Raw genomic sequence first — 19,477 nt, 5'->3', positions numbered from 1 at the left:
CATCATGATGAAAAAAATTATCCCCCTGTTCACCACCCTGCTACTGCTGGGCTGGTCGATGAACGCCTGGTCCTTTGCCTGCAAAACGGCCACCGGGGCGACGATCCCCATAGGCGGCGGGTCAGCCAACGTCTACGTTAATCTGACACCGGCGGTTAACGTCGGGCAAAACCTGGTGGTCGACCTCTCCACGCAGATTTTTTGCCATAACGACTATCCGGAAACGATCACTGACTACGTCACCCTGCAGCGCGGATCCGCCTACGGCGGCGTGCTGTCGAGTTTCTCCGGCACCGTGAAATATAACGGCACCTCTTACCCCTTCCCGACCACCACGGAAACGGCACGGGTGGTTTACGATTCACGGACCGATAAGCCCTGGCCCACCGTTCTGTATCTGACGCCGGTCAGCACCGCCGGTGGGGTGGCGATCACCGCAGGATCGTTAATCGCGGTGCTGATCCTGCATCAGACCAACAACTACAATAGCGACTCCTTCCAGTTCATCTGGAACATTTACGCCAACAACGACGTGGTGGTCCCCACCGGCGGCTGCGATGTCTCCGCCCGCGATGTCACCGTCACCCTCCCCGACTACCCGGGATCGATGGCCGTGCCGCTCACCGTGCACTGCGCGCAAAGCCAGCAGCTGGGGTATTACCTCTCCGGCACCACCGCGGATAGCGCCAACGCGATCTTCACCAATACCGCCTCCGCCTCGCCGGCGCAGGGGATAGGCGTTCAGTTGACCCGCAACGGCAGCGCCGTGCCGGCGAACAGCACGGTCTCGCTGGGCACCGTCAGTACCTCGCCAGTTAATCTCGGCCTCACGGCAACCTATGCCCGGACCACAGGCCAGGTCACCGCCGGCAACGTGCAGTCGATCATCGGCATCACCTTTGTCTATCAATGATGACCGATTATATCCTCTCACCCTGCTCGCTGGCCGCCCGCGGGTTGAGCCAGCTGATGCTGAACGCCGCGAAGCGGCCCGTTGAGCTGCCGGTCGAGGGCGTGTCCCTCCGGGAGCTGACCGCCGTGAAGCGGATCGTGGTGTTTCTCCCTGACGATCCCCTGTGGATGCTCACCACGCTGCGCCAGGCGGCAAGGCTGCTCGACCAGGCCTTGCAGCCGTTACCGATGTTGATTCTGAGCCGCAGCCCGGCCATCTGGCTGTGGCAAACGCTGCTTTATCAGGTGAGTCATCCGGATCGTCTGCGCAACGTCCATACCGCCCCCGCCGATCTGTCCTGCACGGAGCTGGCCGATCGGCTGGAGAACGCACCGCGACTTGAGCGGCTTGCCAGTGAAGCCGCCCTGCTCCACGACAAACGAGCCGCCGGGTTGAGCCATGCTGAGTTCAAAGTGATCCTCGCCCTGCTGCAAGGGCAGACGATAGGCGAGCAGGCCCGGCGTCTCGGATTGAGCCAGAAAACGCTCTACACCCAGCGGCTGGCCGGGGTGAAAAAGCTGGTGGAATATCACCCGCATCTGGCCCCCCGCTTTCCGCGCACGCTGCTACCGCGCTCATCCGCCAGCTCACTGTCGGCGTTTGAACAGGAATGGGTACAAGCGATCCACGATCGCCAGGTCTTCCCGGTTTTTCAACCTATCGTCGATAGTCGCTCACAGCTACAGGGGGTGGAGATCCTGATCCGCTGGCGCCACCGCGGCCAGGTTCTCCACCCGCAGGCTTTTTTGCCGCAGTTCCGCGCCGACTACGCCTGGCTTCTGCTCACGGCCTTTGTCCTGCAGGAGGCCGTGCAGAATATTAATGAGCATCCGGGTACTTTCTATTTTTCGGTCAATATTCCTTCCTCGCTCGCCGCCAGCGATAGCCTGCTGCGGATGGTGGAAGCCGCTCGCCAGCAGCTCCGGCAGACAGAGGGCGTGGAAAGGCTGGTACTGGAATATGCTGAAACCATCGATTTTCGCCGTCAGAGCCGCTCCACCGCCCAGGTGGAGGAACTGCAACGTGCTGGCGTGCGGGTGATGCTGGACGACTGCTTTTCTCAGGGGAGCGTCATTTTTCCGGCGCGTCGCCTGCACTTCAATGCTTATAAACTGGATATGAGCATCGTCAACGACGCCCAGCACGATCCAAAGGCGCTTGCGCTGATAAAAAGCCTGGCCTACTACTGCCAGTTAAGCGACAGCCGCTGTGTGGCGGAAGGGGTGGATTCGCTGGCGAAGTTTACGCAGTTAAAATCGTTGGGTATTGACCGTTTCCAGGGCTATCTGTTTTCACCGCCGATGCGGCGCGAGCATCTCCCGGATCTGATCCGCCGCTTTTCCCATCAGCGCGATCCGGCGGATCGTTGATGGCGCGAGAAAAGCGCACCGGCTGGCACCGGTGCCGGTACGTCAGGCGCGAATATCGTCGTATTCGCGGGTGTTATCGAATTCATGTTTGGCAAACGGGCAGAGAGGGATGATCTTCCGCTGCTCCTGGCGCATTTTTTCCACCACCTTCGCCACCAGCTGTTTCCCCACGCCCTGGCCTTTCAGGCTGGGATCAACATCGGTATGTTCGATAATACTGAGGTGTTCGCCGGTGGGAACAAAAACAATTTCCGCCACCTGGTTTCCCTGCGCGTCGTTAACATAAAACTTGTTGTGCCCTTCCAGTATTTCCATCTTCTCCTCGCTTATTTATGACGATAGTGCAGGGCGCCACTCGGGCAGGTATCGATCACTTTTACCACCGTTGCCACATCCACTTCATCCGGGATAATCCACGGTTTACGCTTCAGGTTAAAAAGCTTCGCGCTGCCGCGCACGCAGTTCCCCGAATGCTGACAGATCGCCGTATTAAAGTAGACGTCGATTTTCTCTCCGGTGTAGGCCCGGTAGCCCGCTTCCAGTAATTCCTTATCCATGACATTGCCTCGTTCTTTTTTTATGTTTCAGGCTAAGCATAGTCCTACACGTCGAGGCTGACTACGCGTAAGCGTGGGAATTGGCGCCTCACATCATGCTTTCCCATCGGGTAAGGATCCCGCAGTCGGCGATCCGTTGACTTTCATTCCCGCAACGAGGCGATTACACTCATCACACACTGGTATGATCACTCAGGGATGCTCTATTGAATCATATTGCCACCATCGCCCGCCCGGCGCGGTTACTGCTCGTCTTACCGCTTTCCGGCTGCTCACTTTCGCCCGCGATCCCGGTATTGGGCGCCGCGTTCCCCGGCTGGTTTTTCTGCTTATTGGGCGGGGCGTTTTTACTGATCCCCTGCCATATCCTGATTACCCGTAAAGGCTGGCAGCCACGCTTTTCTCCCCTGGTCTTCAGCTATGTCGCGCTGATGTTCCTGTTCGCCACGCTGCTGTGGTTTCTGTTTTTTGTTCACTGATCGCTTATGACAACTTCCCGCACTCCCCTGTTACGCAAAAAGTGGCCTCTGCTGGCGCTGGTCCTTGCCGCTATCCTGGCGCTGATCCTGGTTATCTGGCAGTTGCAAACCTCGCCGGAGACCAATGACGCCTATGTCTATGCCGATACCATCGATGTGGTGCCCGAGGTCAGCGGACGCATCGTGGAGATGCCCATTCGCGATAACCAGCGGGTGAAAAAAGGCGATCTGCTGTTCCGCATCGACCCCCGCCCCTATCAGGCGATGCTCGATGACGCGAAAGCGCGGCTGACGACCCTCGACGCGCAGATCATGCTGACCCAGCGTACCATCAAAGCGCAGGAGTATAACGCCCAGTCGGTGGCGGCCGCCGTCGAGCGCGCCAGAGCGCTGGTCAAGCAGACCACCTCCACGCGCACCCGCCTTGAGCCGCTGGTGCCGCAGGGGTTTGCCTCCCAGGAAGATCTCGATCAGGCGCGCACCGCTGAGAAAGCGGCGCGGGCGGAGCTGGAGGCCACGCTGCTGCAGGCCAGACAGGCCTCGGCGGCCGTGACCGGCGTGGATGCCATGGTAGCGCAACGCGCCGGGATCCTGGCGCAAATCGCCCTCGCTGAACTGCATCTGGAATTTACCGAAGTGCGCGCGCCGTTCAACGGCGTGGTGGTGGCGCTGAAAACCACCGTCGGCCAGTACGCCTCGGCGCTGAAGCCAGTCTTTACCCTGCTGGATGACGATCGCTGGTATGTGATCGCTAACTTCCGCGAAACCGACCTGAACAACGTGCGCCCCGGCGTGGCGGCGCGGATCACCGTGATGACCAACCACAACCGGACCTTTAACGGCGTGGTAGATTCGGTCGGCTCCGGGGTCCTGCCCGAAGGCGGGAGCGTCATCGAAGGGCTGCCGCTGATCCAGAAAAGCATTAACTGGGTTCACGTCTCGCAGCGCTTCCCGGTGAAAATCGCCGTCAGCGATCCCGATCCGGCGCTGTTCCGCATGGGCGCCTCGGCCAGCGCCGTGCTGCAGCCGTAGCCGGGCGACGCTATGTTTCCTCTCGCCCATTTTTTACGCCAGGAGCTGCGCGACGCGCCAGGACGCGCCAGCTACACGCTGCGCCTGACGCTGAGCTGCGCGGTGCTCATCACCCTGTTTATGACCCTGCAGATCCCCTTCCTGGCCGTTGCGCTGATCGTCGTGTTCTACGTCAGTCAGCCTAACGTGTTGATGATCAAGCTGGTCAGCGTGGTCTTTTTTGTCACCGTCACCGTGGCGCTCGGCGGCGTACTGCTGATCATCAAGTGGACCTATGACTACCCGCTGATCCGTCTGGCGGCCTCCGTGGCGCTCTTTTTCTGCGCCATCTACCTGATGCGGGTGCTGGGTAAGCTGGGACTGGCTTTTTTCGTGGTGGCGCTGGCGGTGATTTACGCTCAGACCTTCCCGTCAATGACCAGTCAGAGCGAGATCCTGGTGCGGCTGCTGCTCTGGCTGTGGGTGGCGATTAACACCGCGATCCTCGTCACTTTGCTGGTCAACGCCTGTTTTCAGCAGGCCTTTCCCGGCAACCAGTTTAAGGCGCGCCTGGCAGGGATGCTGCACGAGGTCGCCCGGCGGCTGACGGCTCCTGGCGATGAAGCGCCACCGACCTTCGGCGAGACCGCCGCGCAGTTCAACCAGCTGCAGTCGCTGTTCGCCCAGGCCAGCCGGGCCACGCCGGAGATAGCCGCCGAACCGCAGGCCTGGCGCTCGCGGCTGGCCGCCACCCTGCGCTGCTACCAGCTGGCGGCGCTGCTGCAAGCGGACGAGGCGGATAGCGACGATCGTCAGCAGTTGTCGCAGGCGGTACTGAAGCTGAAGAGTGCCCTCAGCGAGGAACAGTTTGACGGCGCTATTCCTCCCCTGACGCTCAGCGGTCGTGGCATTAATCGCGCCGTTCTGCAGGAGATGGCTACCCTCCTGCAGCAGCTGGCGCAGGGTGAGCCCGTCGCCTTGCCGCAGGGTGAGGTGGAGAAGGCGCCCCTGCTGGCGCCGGATGCCTGGCGCAACCCGGCTTATCTCCATTTTGCGCTCAAGACCCTGCTGGCGACGCTAATCTGCTATGTCTTCTATACCGCTGCCGACTGGCAGGGGCTGCACACCATCATGCTGAGCTGCGTCATCGTCGCCCAGCCCGGGCTGGGCGCCACGATGCAAAAGACATGGCTACGCATCGGCGGGGCGCTGCTCGCCACCCTGCTGGCGCTGCTGTTAATCGTTTTTGTCCAGCCCTGGACCGATTCGCTGTCGGGCCTGCTGGCGATGTCCCTGCCGGTGCTGGCGCTGGCGGCGTGGATTGCCGCCGGCTCGGAGCGTATCGCCTACGCCGGGATCCAGATTGGTTTCACCTTTGCGCTGGCCTTCCTCAGCTGGTTTGGCCCGCTGACGAACCTCACCGAGCTGCGGGATCGGGTGCTCGGCATCCTGCTCGGGGTGCTGGTCTCCTCCATTGTCCATTTGTATCTCTGGCCGGACAGCGAAGCGCCACAGCTGAAATCCCGTCTTGCGGCGCTTTATCGCCGGCTGGCGGACTGTCTCGCCGCCCCGAAGGAGGCGGTGCCGCTGGCCCCTCTGTTTGTCGCCTTCACCGACAGCGAAGCGCTGCTCCATCGGGTTCGCGCTGAACCGCTGGGCACCTGGGCCCATCCCTGGCCCCAGGCGAAAGGCTGGCCGATGCGCGCCACCCTCGCCCAGGCCGAGGAGATCGCCCGCCTCAGCGAAGGCTATCGGCTCAACGCCGCGCCGGGAGACCCGACGCTGGCCCGCTGCGCCGAACAGCTGCGGCGCTACGCCGAACGTATCGAACAGGAGGCGGCAGCACCTGACGGGACGCTGGCCGCCGATCTCAGCAACCCCTTTGGCCCGGCGCTGGCTGCCGCGCTGGCCACCCTGCCCGACTGGGGCCCGACACCGATAGCGACTGAGCAACAGGCTAAAACGTCATGATGATGCTTCCTTTCCCCGCGCGACTGCGGGTCACTCTCTTTACCCTGACGCTGACGCTGCTCAGCGGCTGCGCGCTGATCCAGGATGAGCCTTCCCAGGTCGCCATCGTCAATCCGCAGCAGGCCCAGCTGGCCCAGGTGATCCACCTGGCGAACAGCGACTGGCCGGCAGCCCGCTGGTGGGAGGCCTATGATGATCCTCAGCTCAACCTGCTGATCAACCGGGCGCTGCAGAACTCGCCGACCATGCAGGCCGCCCGGTTGCGCATCTCCCAGTCGCAGTCCACGGTGGAACTCGCCCAGTCGGCAATGGGCCTGCAGGCCACCGCTGTCGCGGCGCAAAACCGCCTGCGGATCACCGACAAATCCTTTAGCTGGCCCTACTCGTACTCCCTGCCGGTGGATAAGAACGGTCCCTGGTATACGCTGAATACCGTTGGCGTCGGGGCGCAGCTGAATATCGATCTCTGGGGAGCCGATCGCGCCCGGGTCGCCGCCGCCATTGGCGAGAAAAATGCCCGGCTGGCGGAAACCGCCGGCATTGAGCTCGACATCGCCAGCAGCGTGGCGCAGCTCTATTTCGCCATGCAGGCGACGTTCCAGAAAATCGCGCTGCTGCAGGAGCTGGAGGGTATTGCCCAATTCTCGGTAGCGGCCCACGAGCACCGGACCCAACGCGGCGTGGAAGACAGTGTGGATGTGGCCAATGCCCGGGCCGAGCAGCTCGCCGCTCGCCAGCAGATCATTAGCGCCGAGGGAACGCTGACCCTGTATCGTGAAACCCTGCGGGCGCTGATCGGCGCCGATGCACAGAGCATGCCGGCCATCCATCCGGTGGCGCTGCCGGCGCTCCAGGAGACGCTGCCGCCATCGCTCTCATTCGAGCTGCTGGCCCGCCGCCCGGACCTGCAGGCGCTGCGCGGCTACGTCACCGCCTCCCTGAGCCAGGTCGATGCGGCGAAAGCGGCCTTCTATCCTCATTTTGATATCAAAGCGTTCTGGGGATATAACGCCCTAAGCGTCGGGGATCTGTTTAAGTCCTCTTTCCAGCAGATCAACCTGCTGCCCGGGCTGTATCTGCCGATCTTCGACGGCGGTCGTCTGAACGCTAATCTGCAGTCGGTGCGCACCGCCAGCAACATCCTGATCAAACAGTACAACCAGGCGGTGCTGGACGCAGTTCGCGATGTCGCCATCAGCTCCAGCCAGCTTAACGATCTGAACCAACAGCGTGCGCTGCAGCAGCTAAAAGTCACCGCGGCGCAGACCACCACCGACAGCGCTCGCGCCCATTATCAGCGCGGCCTGCTCAGCCGCTACGCCGCCGAAGAAGCCCGCCGGGCGGTCCTCGTCCAGCAGCTGTTGCTGCTGGACATTGAGGCCCAGCAGCTAAGCACCGACATTACCCTGATCAAAGCCCTGGGCGGCGGCTATCGCGGGCAGTAACAAAAATGCCTTCCCAATAGGGGAAGGCATTAAGCTGAAGAGGCGGGGTGGATGCGCGGCGATTACACCAGGGCGCGCAGCTCCTCCTGCATATAGGTGGAAAAGAATTCCGGATGCTTGATGACCATCCGCTCGCCGGCGGCGACCCGTTCAGCCCATTCCGCCACTTTGTCGGTAAACCCGGCGCTCCAGCCCTGCTGCTGACCGCGTTCAGCGACGTCGGCCGGGGTGGCGGGCACGCCCAGTTCTTTCAAATATTTGAGAATTCCCTTCGCGGTACTTTCATCCATAGACTGTGGTACTGGCTCAGACGTATTCATACCACCAATAAAATCCAATGCTTTATCAATGACTGCTGGCATAGGTGTGTCCTTATATTAACCACATAGTAAACCTGACTACACTATGGACCGGAAAGCGACGTAATTTCAAAGAACACGCTCACGTTATGGGACATCGCGCATTCTGAAAAACGGATTTTGTTCTGCTGAGGCGGGTTTCGTGCAAAAAATAAGCCGGCCCCGTAGGGCCGGCCTGAGGAGCGCGTCAGGCGTTGCTGACGGATTTTTGCCCGGCGCTGGACCGACTGTTCTCCAGCATCCGGCGGACCGGGACAATCAGCACAGCCAGCACGGCGGCGCAGATCAGCAATGCGATGGAGCAGCGGGCGAAGAGGTCAGGCAGCAGCGACAGCTGATCGGCCTTCACATGACCGCCAATCAGGCCCGCCGCCAGGTTACCCAGCGCGCTGGCGCAGAACCACAGCCCCATCATCTGGCCGCGCATTCTCTCCGGCGCCAGCAGGGTCATGGTCGCCAGACCAATCGGACTCAGGCACAGCTCACCGAGCGTCAGCATCAGGATGCTGCCCACCAGCCACAGCGGCGACACACCGGCCCCGCCGTTACTCAGGACGTTCTGCGCCGCCAGCATCATCAGGCCAAAGCCCGCCGCGGCGCACAGGATACCAATGACGAATTTGGTCATACTGCCCGGACGCACGTTTTTGCGCGCCAGCGCAGGCCACGCCCAGCTGAATACCGGCGCGAGCAGAATGATAAATAAGGCGTTAATCGACTGGAACCAGACCGCAGGGATCTCAAAATCACCGATCATCCGGTTGGTGTAGTCGTTGGCAAACAGGTTAAAGGAGGTCGGTTTCTGTTCAAACGCCGACCAGAAAAAGGCCGCCGAGACCAGCAAAATAAAGCACACCAGCAGGCGCGCCCGCTCTTTACGATTCAGCCCGGCGAAGACGAACAGCCAGATGAAATAGAGCGCTACGGAGGCGGCAATCACATAGACCAGCACGCTGGCCACCGCCACCGGGTTAATCACGATCGTGCCCAGGCTAATGAGCGTGACCAGCACCGCCACTCCCAGCGCCAGCGCCAGCAGCCACGCTCCGACGCCATTCTTTTTCGCCACCGGGCTGTTCCAGGTGGAATCAAGGCCGACCTCCGCGTCATAGCGCTTCATCGACGGCACGGCAAAGACGCGGAAAATGACCAACGCCACCAGCATCCCGATCCCCCCGATGCCGAAGCCCCAGTGCCAGCCATGGGATTTAATCAGCCAGCCGGAGATCAGCGGCGCAATAAACGAGCCGATGTTGATCCCCATGTAGAACAGAGAAAAACCGCCGTCGCGACGCGCGTCGCCTTTTTTATACAGGGTGCCGACCATCACCGAGATACAGGTTTTAAACAACCCGGAACCGAGGACGATAAACATTAGGCCGATAAAGAACAGGTCGTTGCCCAGCCATGCCGACAGGGCGATCGACAGGTGCCCCAGCGCAATCAGGATAGAGCCGTACCAGACGGCCCGCTGCTGACCAAGCCAGTTATCCGCCAACCAGCCGCCCGGCAGCGCGGCCAGATACATACTGCCGGCAAAAATTCCGACGATCGCCGAGGCGTTCTCCCGCGCCAGTCCCATCCCGCCGTCGTACACCGTCGCCGCCATAAACAAGATCAGTAAGGGACGGATGCCGTAAAACGAGAAACGCTCCCACATTTCCGTGAAAAACAGGGAGCCCAGGGGGTAAGGATGACCGAAAAAGGTTCGGCTTTCGTTTTTATTAACAGAGGAATGCATAAATTCTCCAGGTAAGGTGCGCCACAGCGCAAGTTAACCGTATAAAGCGGGCTGACGATTTATAATTTGTTTGCATTAACATAAACTACAAGAATTTTTAACCATTTGATAACCACGCAATGGTTTTGTCCAGCCCCACACCCTCTCTTTTTAGATGAAAACTCGACAAACATCTAGTTTTATAGATTTAACAGCCACAAAAACCACAAGAGCATTGACATTGTACTTTCGCGCACAAATCCTTAACTTAAACATTAAAATCAATGAGTTGATTAAATAATCAAGGACAACCGCAGCACGTATTGGTGCCAAAGATAACGACAGGAAAAGTAAGGAAAATAAGCATGAGCGTGATACACCCGCGCTAAATAGCAAAATTGCCCAATCATCTTCGTCCCTGGCAAGCACCCGCCTACCGCAGCAGAATCGCTTATCTACGACTATCAGCGCAGCGCAATAGGTTAAAAACAGTAGGAAAGCAAAAGGGGCGTGTTCAATAGCACGGAAAAATGCCGCGCTTTCTTTTATCCCTCATCGAAATGTGTCAGGCTGAAGATCCCATCGGATTGACAGGGTTTTCAGGATGAGTACGATTTATGTGGTTGTTTTAACGTATATAAAACCGCTCGAAGAGGTGGATGACGCCATTCCCGCGCACGTCGAATGGCTCAAAAAAGGCTATGCTGATGGCCTCTTTCTCGCCTCTGGCCGCCGCCTTCCCCGCACCGGCGGGGTGATTCTGGCGAAATGTGACAGCCGGGAAATTCTGGAATCGCGTCTGAGTCAGGACCCCTTCCAGCAGCTGGGTCTCGCCCGTACAGAGATTATTCCCTTTGAGGCCAGCATGGCGTCACCCGCGCTGCAGTCGCTGTTATAGGTCGTCTGAACGGTTCCGGAGGATAAATGCAGCCGTCATTTCACTGGATCAATGAACCTGCCGAATGGCGCTGCACTTCCGGCGGTCTGACGGTGGTCACCAATAAGCATACCGACTTCTGGCGCCATACCTGGTATGGCTTCGAGCGCTTCTCTGGCCATCTTTACGCTGCTGAGGTGGAAGGCGATTTTACCCTGCAGGCAAAAGTATGTGCGGATTTCACCACGCTTTACGACCAGGCCGGGCTGATGATGATGGCGGACGAGCAGACCTGGCTGAAGGCGGGAATTGAATTCAATGACGATGCCCCGGCCATCGGCAGCGTACTGACGCTGAATCACTCCGACTGGGCCACCGGGCTTTTTCCCGGCGACCCACGCACCTTCTGGCTGCGGCTGACCCGCAAAGGCGATGCGTTAAGGCTGCAATATTCGACTGACGGCGAGCGCTGGCCGCTGCTGCGTCTGGGCTACTTTCCGCCAGGCCCGGTGAAAGCGGGCGTCATGTGCTGCTCACCGGAGCGTGGCGGACTGGCGGTTGAGTTTCAGGATATTCAGCTTTCCCCGCCATCAGACAAAGCGCTACACGATCTGAGCTGAGCGGCGCTAGCGGGAGGACCTGACTTTCTCTGCATCCTGAGTGCCAGGATTGCAGGGTTCGCTGGTGCCAGGCAGGTAAAAATGGCCGTGCTTATCAGGATCGGTGCCACCCGGGCACCCTGCTCGGCCCGATGAGTTATCGCTATCGCCACCGTCTGAACCGTTGCCGCCGTCGGCGCCAGCGATCACCGACTGGCCGTTATGGCCACCGTGAACGCCCTGCGCTGCACTGGCCGAAAACGCCACCAGCGCGAACATACAGACCATTAAGCGTCTGCCCATTGCTGCCTCTCCCTTATTGATATTTCCCGCCCATCGCGTTGACGATGGGATGGCCGTTGAACGGCAAAATGCACCGCGATAAAAACTGATTTATCCGCAGGGAGTATAGGGTTAAGAGTGAGGGAAAGACAGGGCCTGCGCCTTCAGACATTTCGCACGCAAAATAGCCTCTATTCCGCGGTATGCGCTATCAGAAAATCAATCAGGGCTTTCACTCTTTTCGTTCTGCCCGCGTTTTTCGGGTAATAGAGATAAACCGGCGGGTAGGTTTTCCAGTAGTCTTCCATCACCGGTATAAACTGTTCTCGATCGGGCTGAAGCCGCCATATGGGTTCAAATAAGCGGCCAATCCCCAGTCCATGGCGGATACCATCTGCCATGACGTCAATATCATTGCTGATTAACTGTCCGGGCATCTCAACGGTCAGTTGCTCGCCGTGGTCATTGAGGATCAGCGGCAGGATGCGGTTGTTGGTAATAAAGCGATAGCCAATCAGCCGGTGAGGGTTGAGGTCGGCGGGCACCTCAGGCACGCCATATTCGGCAAGATAGGCTGAGGAGGCATACAACCCTTCTCGAAACGGTTTCATTAATGGGCGGGCAACCACTCCGCCTTCAAGAATATCGCCAAAGCGGATCCCCAGGTCGAAACGTTCTTCAATGATATTAACGGTACCGTCATAGACCGATATTTCCAGCTGGATCCCCGGATATTGCTGACAGAATGCCGCCATCGCCGGTTTCAGAATGAGCAGGTAGGCAAAGCGCGAGAGCGTAATCCTCACCGCCCCGGAGGGTTCCTGATTCTGGTCGCGGAGGCTCTCCAGCGATGTTTCCAGAACCTCCACCGCCGCCGCAGTTTGCTCCAGCAGCTGCTGGCCGGTTTCCGTCAGCTCAATTCGCCGGGTGGTGCGCACAAAAAGGGGGTGGCCAATATGTTCCTCCAGCAGTTTAAGCGCATTGCTGACGGAGGGAGGCGTAATTTCCAGTTTTCTTGCGGCTGCCGAAATATTGCCTTCGCGCGCAATGCTCTGAAAGATGCGTATCTGATTATAAAGGGCGTTATTCATAGCATCTCCTTAAGCCAACCTCGCCTGATTATTAAGTACAGGCTAAATATTCTTAAGTCAATGACCGCCTAATCTTCGCCAGCTGTGGCTCGTATACTTTTGTCTCTTCCCGCTGATAACTGAATTCTGGAGACCATCATGCGAATTTTATGTCTGGATATTCCCGCGCCCGGCGCGACGCTGGAACACTATGCGCCGCATCTTACCGCGGAAGCCCTGCATGCCTGGGGACTGTATAAGTCTGGCTTTATCCGTGACATTTATTTCCGTCAGGACAGACCCGGCGTCGCTATTTTCCTCGAATGCGACACCGTGGAAGAGGCGAATAACGTCATGGCCGAATTTCCGCTGGCAAAAGCGGGTTTATTAACCTTCGAGTGTATTCCACTCGGCTCGTTTATTAGCTGGGAAAATCTCTTCTCAGCCGAATTTAAACATCAGGAGTAACGATGGGAACGCCTCATATCCTTGTCGTTTCCGGGCATCCGGACCTCAACCATTCCATCGCCAACGCCACCATCCTCGACGAAGTGGCAACCGCCCTGCCCGACGCGGAAATCCGCCGTCTGGACTGGCTCTATCCGCACGGCAACATCAACATCACCGCAGAGCAGGAAAGCCTGCTCAGGGCCGATGTGATTGTCTGGCAGTTTCCTTTTTCCTGGTATGGGCTGCCCGGGTTAATGAAACAGTGGCTGGACGAGGTCTTTGTTCACGGCTTCGCGCATGGCTCAACGGCGAAACTGGGTGGTAAAAAGCTGATCCTCTCCTTCACCACCGGGGCGCCGCAGGCGGCGTATAGCGCTGACGGTTTCTTTGGCCATGCCATTGAAGAGTATCTTATTCCGTTCGAGACCACGGCAAGGCTGTGCAATCTTGAGCTGCTGGCGCCGGTTTATACCTGCGGCATCAGCTATGCCGACCGGGATACCGACAAAATCGCCCAGCAAAAAGCGCGTGCCCGGGAACACGCGGCCAGACTGATCGCACAGCTTAAATCCCTGGCCGAATAAACTAAAGCAGCAAATGAAGATGCCGTTGATGGGGCTAAATCTTCTGCAAGCAAAGGCATGGGTGCAGTCGTTTTTCGTTCTTTGAGCAGGGAGAATAAAACATGAAAAGGGCGATTGCCGCGGCGGTCATGTCGCTTGTGCTGTCTGATTTTGCTTATGCCAACGAAAAAAGAGATCAAATGATGATGAAAATACCCCCTTCCACTCTTTCGGACGCTGACATTCACGCGGTCTCCCCGGCGCTGGCACGCTTCGGCCGTGAAGCGATTACTAACGACCTGTGGCAACGTGACGCCCTGTCCACCCGCGACCGCAGCATCGTGACTGTGGCCATGCTGATTGCCCGCAACCAGCCAGGCGAGCTTAAGCACTATATTGAAGTCGCCCTCGATAGCGGTGTAACGCCAGCGGAAGTATCAGAGATCATTACCCATCTGGCGTTCTACTCAGGTTGGCCCAATGCGATGTCAGCCGTCAGCGTGACCAAAACGATCTTTGCAGCCCGCGGCATCACGGCAGAGGCCCTGCCCGCCGCCTCGCCGACACTGCTGCCACTCAATGAACAGGTAGAGAAACAGCGTGCAGAGACCGTGGAGAAAAATGTCGGTCCCATTTCGCCTGGCCTGGTTAAATTTACCGCCGACCCGCTGTTTCTCGACCTCTGGCAACGGCCCGCGCTTACGCCCCGCGACAGAAGTCTGGTGACGGTCAGCGCGTTAATCGCCGCCGGACAGAGCGCGCAGATTGGCTACCACCTAAACAGAGCCATGGATAATGGGCTTTCGGCTGAAGAGGCCGGAGAAGTGGTCGCCCAGGCGGCGTTCTACGCGGGATGGCCAAATGCGTTTACCGCTGCCCCGGTGGTCGGTGAAGTGTTGCGATCGCGCGAGAGCAAAGCTGAATAAAAAAGGATAAAGGACAGGAAAGCTGTCCTTTATTTATCAGTTTAAAGGTAGCACGAGGGCTTTCGATTAAATCTCGCGGAAAGGACATAAACGGTCTATCGACGCGTGGAAACTTCGATCGTGAGTCTGTTCACATCGCTCATTGAGAAAATTTCCGTTCCGTATGCCGTCATGAGTCTCATCCTTTGAAAGTAGCGATCGCTGTGGTGAGACGGTAGCGCGGACATGTCTATTTGGTCAGAGATGGACATCTCAATTTAGCTACTACACCGCTACTTCGTTTGATTTTTTTATCTTAAATATCAGTAATTTGAACTATTCATTTAATATAAATTGATGTTATAGCAATCGCTATACAGGCTCCTTAGTCATGACTGACCTCCCCACACCGCATATCGCAAGAATTTGCTCTCTCAGCCAGCGGTGACCGGGGTCGCGTTCCATTCTTGGGTGCCACATCTGCGATACCGTAATACGACGGCTTTTGAACGGCAGCTCGAAAACGTGTACCTGGTCCGTTACCTGCTGATTGAGTAAATAGAGTGCGGGTATCATGGCGATAAGATCCGATTCCAGCGCCACGGACAGTGCCGTCGGAAATCCCGGTACGACGCTCGCAATTTTACGTTTTGTCCCCAGTTCGGCCAGCGCATCGTCAACGGATCCGTGCAACGCGCCCTCGGGTGACGCTATCACATGGCCCCAGGCGACATAATCACCCACGCCTATTTCTGCCTGCTTAGCCAGAGGGTGCCCTTTACGCACGACGCCAACAAACCGATCCTCAAACAGTCGTTGCAGCCGTATTTCTGGCCCCATATTACTCTGAACGCCAATCTCCAGATCAACCAGCCCTTCCCGAAGATAGCGCGACGTTTTTTCCGGCTTAGGCGCGAAGCGTATACAGACGTCCGGCGCGGCATCGGCAACCGCGGCTATGAGCGCAGGCCCAAACGCCACCACAAAACCATCGTTTGCCCTGATGGTAAAAAGACGCGCCAGACTTCTCGCGCTGAACGTTTCAGTTGAGGGCTGCAATACCGCCCTGGCCTCGTACACTGCACGCCTGGCGCGATCCCGGGTCGCTTCGGCCCACGGGGTCAGTACCATGTTACGCCCGGCGCGCACCAGGATCGGGTCTCCTGTGACATCGCGTAACCTGCTTAATGTCCGGCTCATGGCCGAGGTGCTGAGGTTCAGACGACGAGCCGCTCCTGCGACACTCGCTTCACTCAGCAATATGTCGAGTGCTACCAGCAAATTAAAATCGGGATCAGACATCACCCTTCCTCCCAGCACATTAAGATAAGGCGTTTGATGCAACAATAAAGTGAAAATAGTGCGTCTTCCGCCCAGTAAAAGCCATCTTTATAGTTTTGTCATCCATACACTCTTCTCAGAGGACAAATGATGACGCTCTTTTCCAGTCAACCCGGCGACGAAGGACTGCCTGGCCCGGCGCGCGCACGGGTGATGGCCGCAATAATGACCACCACCTTAATGGGCGTGTTTGATGGCACCATGATCAACATTGCCCTGCCCTCAATGGCTCAGGAGATGCAGGTACCTGCCAGTATTGCCGTCTGGTTCGCCAACGGGTATCTGCTGGCGGCTGCGATGACGCTGGCGATATTCGCGGCGCTTGCGGCCCGCCTGGGTTATCGCCCTGTATTTCTGGCGGGCCTGACGACCTTTACCCTGACATCACTGGGTTGCGCGCTGGCGAATAAGCCCGAAGTGCTAATCGGTATGCGCGTGCTTCAGGGGATCGGCGGCGCGGCGACGCTGAGTATTGCCCCCGCAATACTCAGGTCCGTATTTCCCGGACGATTACTTGGCCGCATTCTGGGGTTCCATGCCCTGCTCATTGCCTCCAGCTCCGCTATCGGCCCGGTATTGGGCGGTACGATCCTTCACACCCTGAGCTGGCAATGGCTGTTTGCGATAAACGTTCTTCCCGGCACCCTCGCCTTACTGCTGGCGGTCAAAGCGCTGCCGCGTGATGCGATCCGTATGCAGGCGCCCTTCGACACCCTGGGCGCCATATTGTCGGCGCTGCTGTTGGGTTCGACGATCATGGCGGCGAACAGCCTACAGGACGCTACTCATCAATTCGGCAGCCTTTGCTGGATGATTCTCGCTGCGCTGAGCGGCATGGCTTTTATCTGGCAAATCCGCCGCTCGGGTCATCCCTTACTGCCGCCGACCATGTTTAAAAATGAACGTTTTACCCTCGCGGCCTTCACGTCGATGATTGCTTTTGTCAGCCAGGGGATCACCTTTATTGCGCTGCCCTTTCTGTTTCAGAGCGAATACGGCTACAGTCCGGTGATGTCTGCCCTGCTGTTTACGCCGTGGCCGTTAGGGATCGTGCTGATTGCGCCGCATGCAGGCCGTTGGGCGGACACGATATCAGCCCCGGCGATATCCACCCTGGGGCTGGTGATTTTTGTCGTCGGTTTGATCCTGCTGGCGACGTTACCCGCCAGCCCTTCAATGTGGGATATCTGCCTGCGAAGTCTGGTGTGCGGAATAGGGTTTGGCTGCTTTCAGAGTCCCAATAACCGGGAAATGCTCTCAAACGTTATTCGTGAGCACGCGAGTTATGCGTCCGGTGTTTTATCCATTATGCGCACTTTCGGGCAGTGTCTGGGAGCCGCCGCCGTAGGCGTTCTGCTGGCAGCAGATGAAAGGTCAATTCATGTTGCGCTGTGGTGCGCTGCCGCGGCCTCTGCGGTATCGGTCATCGTCAGCGCGAGCCGGTTGCGTAAAATTACTCATCCTGCGGAAACAGGATAAATGCGAAAATATCACTAAACGCTACTCCAGCGCCAGCAGCGCAAGACGCTGATCCCGCAACCAAAGTGGAGTCCTCCGTCGGAGTTCAATAGACTAACAGAATGCTATAACCGCTGATTTATCAAGGGAAAATTGAGTTGGGTAGACTTCAGGAGACTTGAGTTTGGAGCGGGCGAAGGGAATCGAACCCTCGTATAGAGCTTGGGAAGCTCTCGTTCTACCATTGAACTACGCCCGCGAAGAGGTGCGAGAAGCATTATAGCCCTTACGCACCCTGTGACAAGCCCGCCGGATGCTGACTGGCGATAAAATAACCTTTTAGCACTTAGGTTTACTGCCCTGCGGCGGCAGATAGCGCAGCGGATCGATGGCCGTCGCCCGATAGCGGATCTGGAAATGCAGGCGCACTGAATCAGCATCCGTACTGCCCATGGTGGCAATTTGCTGGCCGGCCTTCACGCTCTGGCCATTATTCACCATCAGCTTATCGTTGTGGGCGTAGGCGGTGATGTAATCCTCACTGTGCTTAATCATGATCAGGTTGCCATAGCCGCGCAGCTGGTTGCCGACGTACACCACCTTGCCCGCCCCGGCGGCATACACCGGCTGCCCGCGGGTCCCGGCAATATCAATGCCCTTATTGCCGCCATCGGCGGTGGAATAAGGCAGGACCACTTTGCCACTGGTCGGCCAGCGCCAGCAGCGCTGTCCCACCGGCGGCCAGGAGGATTGAGGTACCGCAGAAGAAGGGGTGACCGCCGCAGTGCGCGTAGAGGAAGACTTTTTCTTCGTCGTCTTTGACGCGCCACTACCGTTAAGCTTCAGCTTCTGCCCCACCTCAATGGTGTAAGGCGGGGAGATGTTATTCAGGCGAGCCAGATCGCGAACGCTGGTGCCGGTGGTGCGGGAGATGCCATACAGGGTATCGCCACGTTTGACGGTGTAGGTCGCACCGGAATCGGAGGTGCTGGAGCAACCGACCAGCACCAGACTTGCCACCAGCATCAGTGTCATATAAAAGCGTTTCATCATCAGGCATCCTGCACTTAACACAACCACTTACCTCGCAACCAGGGCGATTATCATACCAGTCCGCGGCGCAAGGCGTCATCCCTGATGGCTAACAGATGCCCCTCAGGCATCGCATGCGGCCAGCGACGGAAAGATTCACGCCCGTACCACGCGTCGTGAGACCAGCCTCCAGGGCTTGTTTTGGTAATGCCTTTCTGCCGTTTATGGGCTACCCTAATGGCCTGTGTACATGACCCGGCGGGTTTGTGCCGGGTCATTTTTTATTTTCAGGAGTCGTCATGGCCGGGGAACACGTCATTTTACTGGATGAGCAGGATCAGCCTGCCGGTATGCTGGAGAAGTATGCCGCCCACACGCTTGATACCCCTTTGCATCTCGCGTTTTCCTGCTGGTTGTTTAATCGGCAGGGTCAGTTTCTGGTCACCCGTCGTTCGCTGGGCAAAAAAGCCTGGCCCGGGGTGTGGACTAACTCGGTCTGCGGACACCCCCAGCAGGGCGAGACCTTCGAGCAGGCCGTCACACGCCGCTGTCGTTTCGAGCTCGGCGTGGAGATCGCCGATATCGCGCCGATTCACCCGGCCTTCCGCTACCGGGCGGTCGCCCCGAACGGTATCGTTGAGAACGAAGTGTGTCCGGTGTATGCCGCGCGCGTAGTGAGCGAAGTGCAGCCTAACGATGATGAAGTCATGGACTATCAGTGGGTTGACCTGCCAACCATGTTAAGCGCGCTGGCCGCCACGCCGTGGGCGTTTAGCCCGTGGATGGTGCTGGAAGCCGAAAACCAGGACGCCCGCCAGGCGCTGAACGACTTCGTTGCGCGTCTGCGCGCGTAAGCTGACTATTCTCGCAGCCGCCCCCCCTACCTGTCATCATTGCCTGGCGGCGCTACGCTTGCACAGGCCTACGGTTCTGCGCCGTTGCGTAGCCCGGATAAGGCGTTTTACGCCGCTATCCGGGATCCCCCGGCTTGCGCTGCGCTGAGCCGGGCTACGTCAGGCTTCGGACCTCACATCAG

The 19,477-nt window shown here is 58.3% G+C and carries 21 protein-coding genes and 1 tRNA gene; 13 read left to right on the top strand and 9 right to left on the bottom strand.

The window, feature by feature from the left end; translation table 11 throughout:
• Nucleotides 1-7: 7 nt before the first annotated feature.
• Complete coding sequence (locus tag CWM58_RS08420; RefSeq protein ID WP_012540615.1) at nucleotides 8-913, top strand: fimbrial protein; 906 nt, start codon at nucleotides 8-10, stop codon at nucleotides 911-913.
• Complete coding sequence (locus CWM58_RS08415; protein ID WP_100680725.1) at nucleotides 910-2,322, top strand: EAL domain-containing protein; 1,413 nt, start codon at nucleotides 910-912, stop codon at nucleotides 2,320-2,322. The genes CWM58_RS08420 and CWM58_RS08415 overlap by 4 nt, the downstream gene beginning before the upstream one ends.
• A gap of 42 nt (nucleotides 2,323-2,364) precedes the next feature.
• Here CWM58_RS08415 and CWM58_RS08410 read toward each other — a convergent pair whose 3' ends face one another.
• Both CWM58_RS08410 and yjdI read right to left on the bottom strand, forming a co-directional pair.
• Entirely contained in the window at nucleotides 2,365-2,637 is a 273-nt protein-coding gene (locus CWM58_RS08410; RefSeq protein WP_002916201.1) for a GNAT family N-acetyltransferase, read from the bottom strand.
• Between the two features lie 11 nt (nucleotides 2,638-2,648).
• Nucleotides 2,649-2,879 carry a 4Fe-4S mono-cluster protein YjdI gene (gene yjdI / locus CWM58_RS08405; RefSeq protein ID WP_012540613.1) on the bottom strand — a complete coding sequence of 77 codons (231 nt, stop codon included), beginning with the start codon at nucleotides 2,877-2,879 and terminating at the stop codon, nucleotides 2,649-2,651.
• Between the two features lie 206 nt (nucleotides 2,880-3,085).
• Here yjdI and CWM58_RS08400 point away from each other — a divergent pair, with 206 nt between their 5' ends.
• Genes CWM58_RS08400 through CWM58_RS08385 form a run of 4 tightly spaced genes read left to right on the top strand, consistent with a single transcriptional unit; the run spans nucleotide 3,086 to nucleotide 7,785 of the window.
• Nucleotides 3,086-3,358: a YtcA family lipoprotein gene (locus tag CWM58_RS08400; protein ID WP_008806389.1), complete on the top strand. Its 273-nt coding sequence runs from the start codon at nucleotides 3,086-3,088 to the stop codon at nucleotides 3,356-3,358.
• Between the two features lie 6 nt (nucleotides 3,359-3,364).
• Nucleotides 3,365-4,390 carry a multidrug transporter subunit MdtN gene (gene mdtN, locus CWM58_RS08395; protein WP_008806390.1) on the top strand — a complete coding sequence of 342 codons (1,026 nt, stop codon included), beginning with the start codon at nucleotides 3,365-3,367 and terminating at the stop codon, nucleotides 4,388-4,390.
• Nucleotides 4,391-4,402: 12 nt separating this feature from the next.
• On the top strand, nucleotides 4,403-6,340 hold the full coding sequence (gene mdtO, locus CWM58_RS08390) for a multidrug efflux transporter permease subunit MdtO (protein WP_100680724.1): 1,938 nt from the start codon (nucleotides 4,403-4,405) through the stop codon (nucleotides 6,338-6,340).
• Entirely contained in the window at nucleotides 6,337-7,785 is a 1,449-nt protein-coding gene (locus CWM58_RS08385) for an MdtP family multidrug efflux transporter outer membrane subunit (RefSeq protein WP_100680723.1), read from the top strand. Before mdtO ends, CWM58_RS08385 begins: the two co-directional genes overlap by 4 nt.
• Before the next feature lie 62 nt (nucleotides 7,786-7,847).
• On the opposite strand, the gene CWM58_RS08380 is transcribed toward CWM58_RS08385, so the two are convergent.
• Both CWM58_RS08380 and CWM58_RS08375 read right to left on the bottom strand, forming a co-directional pair.
• The gene (locus CWM58_RS08380; RefSeq protein WP_061153372.1) at nucleotides 7,848-8,147 is read right to left on the bottom strand and encodes a DUF1889 family protein; all 300 of its coding nucleotides are present in this window, start codon (nucleotides 8,145-8,147) and stop codon (nucleotides 7,848-7,850) included.
• Between the two features lie 184 nt (nucleotides 8,148-8,331).
• Complete coding sequence (locus tag CWM58_RS08375; RefSeq protein ID WP_100680722.1) at nucleotides 8,332-9,885, bottom strand: peptide MFS transporter; 1,554 nt, start codon at nucleotides 9,883-9,885, stop codon at nucleotides 8,332-8,334.
• Nucleotides 9,886-10,468: 583 nt separating this feature from the next.
• Between CWM58_RS08375 and CWM58_RS08370 the strand changes: the two genes are divergently transcribed.
• Together CWM58_RS08370 and CWM58_RS08365 are read left to right on the top strand one after the other, a co-directional pair.
• A complete protein-coding gene (locus CWM58_RS08370) occupies nucleotides 10,469-10,762 on the top strand; it encodes a YciI family protein (protein WP_061153370.1) in 294 nt (97 codons plus the stop codon).
• A gap of 26 nt (nucleotides 10,763-10,788) precedes the next feature.
• Complete coding sequence (locus CWM58_RS08365; protein ID WP_100680721.1) at nucleotides 10,789-11,361, top strand: DUF1349 domain-containing protein; 573 nt, start codon at nucleotides 10,789-10,791, stop codon at nucleotides 11,359-11,361.
• A 6-nt stretch (nucleotides 11,362-11,367) separates the two neighbouring features.
• Here CWM58_RS08365 and CWM58_RS08360 read toward each other — a convergent pair whose 3' ends face one another.
• On the bottom strand, nucleotides 11,368-11,643 hold the full coding sequence (locus CWM58_RS08360; protein ID WP_061153368.1) for a hypothetical protein: 276 nt from the start codon (nucleotides 11,641-11,643) through the stop codon (nucleotides 11,368-11,370).
• 170 nt (nucleotides 11,644-11,813) lie between these two features.
• On the bottom strand, nucleotides 11,814-12,713 hold the full coding sequence (locus CWM58_RS08355) for a LysR substrate-binding domain-containing protein (protein WP_100631284.1): 900 nt from the start codon (nucleotides 12,711-12,713) through the stop codon (nucleotides 11,814-11,816).
• A gap of 138 nt (nucleotides 12,714-12,851) precedes the next feature.
• Here CWM58_RS08355 and CWM58_RS08350 point away from each other — a divergent pair, with 138 nt between their 5' ends.
• The 3 genes from CWM58_RS08350 (at nucleotide 12,852) to CWM58_RS08340 (ending at nucleotide 14,631) form a co-directional block, all read left to right on the top strand.
• Nucleotides 12,852-13,160 carry a superoxide dismutase gene (locus CWM58_RS08350; RefSeq protein ID WP_004151785.1) on the top strand — a complete coding sequence of 103 codons (309 nt, stop codon included), beginning with the start codon at nucleotides 12,852-12,854 and terminating at the stop codon, nucleotides 13,158-13,160.
• A 2-nt stretch (nucleotides 13,161-13,162) separates the two neighbouring features.
• Nucleotides 13,163-13,726, top strand: coding sequence for an NAD(P)H-dependent oxidoreductase (locus CWM58_RS08345; RefSeq protein ID WP_100680720.1), 564 nt, complete (start codon nucleotides 13,163-13,165; stop codon nucleotides 13,724-13,726).
• 101 nt (nucleotides 13,727-13,827) lie between these two features.
• On the top strand, nucleotides 13,828-14,631 hold the full coding sequence (locus CWM58_RS08340; RefSeq protein WP_100680719.1) for a carboxymuconolactone decarboxylase family protein: 804 nt from the start codon (nucleotides 13,828-13,830) through the stop codon (nucleotides 14,629-14,631).
• A 351-nt stretch (nucleotides 14,632-14,982) separates the two neighbouring features.
• Here the strand turns inward: CWM58_RS08340 and CWM58_RS08335 are convergent, their stop codons facing one another.
• Nucleotides 14,983-15,912, bottom strand: coding sequence for a LysR family transcriptional regulator (locus tag CWM58_RS08335; RefSeq protein WP_100680718.1), 930 nt, complete (start codon nucleotides 15,910-15,912; stop codon nucleotides 14,983-14,985).
• Between the two features lie 129 nt (nucleotides 15,913-16,041).
• Between CWM58_RS08335 and CWM58_RS08330 the strand changes: the two genes are divergently transcribed.
• Nucleotides 16,042-17,430, top strand: a complete 1,389-nt coding sequence (locus CWM58_RS08330) for an MFS transporter (RefSeq protein ID WP_100680717.1) — start codon at nucleotides 16,042-16,044, stop codon at nucleotides 17,428-17,430.
• A 164-nt stretch (nucleotides 17,431-17,594) separates the two neighbouring features.
• Here the strand turns inward: CWM58_RS08330 and CWM58_RS08325 are convergent.
• Both CWM58_RS08325 and actS read right to left on the bottom strand, forming a co-directional pair.
• Nucleotides 17,595-17,668: transfer RNA gene (locus CWM58_RS08325), tRNA-Gly, on the bottom strand.
• An 80-nt stretch (nucleotides 17,669-17,748) separates the two neighbouring features.
• Nucleotides 17,749-18,462: an amidase activator ActS gene (actS, locus tag CWM58_RS08320; protein WP_061153362.1), complete on the bottom strand. Its 714-nt coding sequence runs from the start codon at nucleotides 18,460-18,462 to the stop codon at nucleotides 17,749-17,751.
• Nucleotides 18,463-18,740: 278 nt separating this feature from the next.
• Here actS and idi point away from each other — a divergent pair, with 278 nt between their 5' ends.
• Complete coding sequence (idi, locus tag CWM58_RS08315; protein WP_100680716.1) at nucleotides 18,741-19,295, top strand: isopentenyl-diphosphate Delta-isomerase; 555 nt, start codon at nucleotides 18,741-18,743, stop codon at nucleotides 19,293-19,295.
• Nucleotides 19,296-19,477: the final 182 nt, after the last annotated feature.

The organism is Klebsiella sp. H-Nf2, assembly GCF_002806645.1.
Classification (GTDB): Bacteria; Pseudomonadota; Gammaproteobacteria; order Enterobacterales; family Enterobacteriaceae; genus Klebsiella; species Klebsiella variicola.
This window is presented reverse-complemented; position numbering and strand designations above follow the sequence as displayed.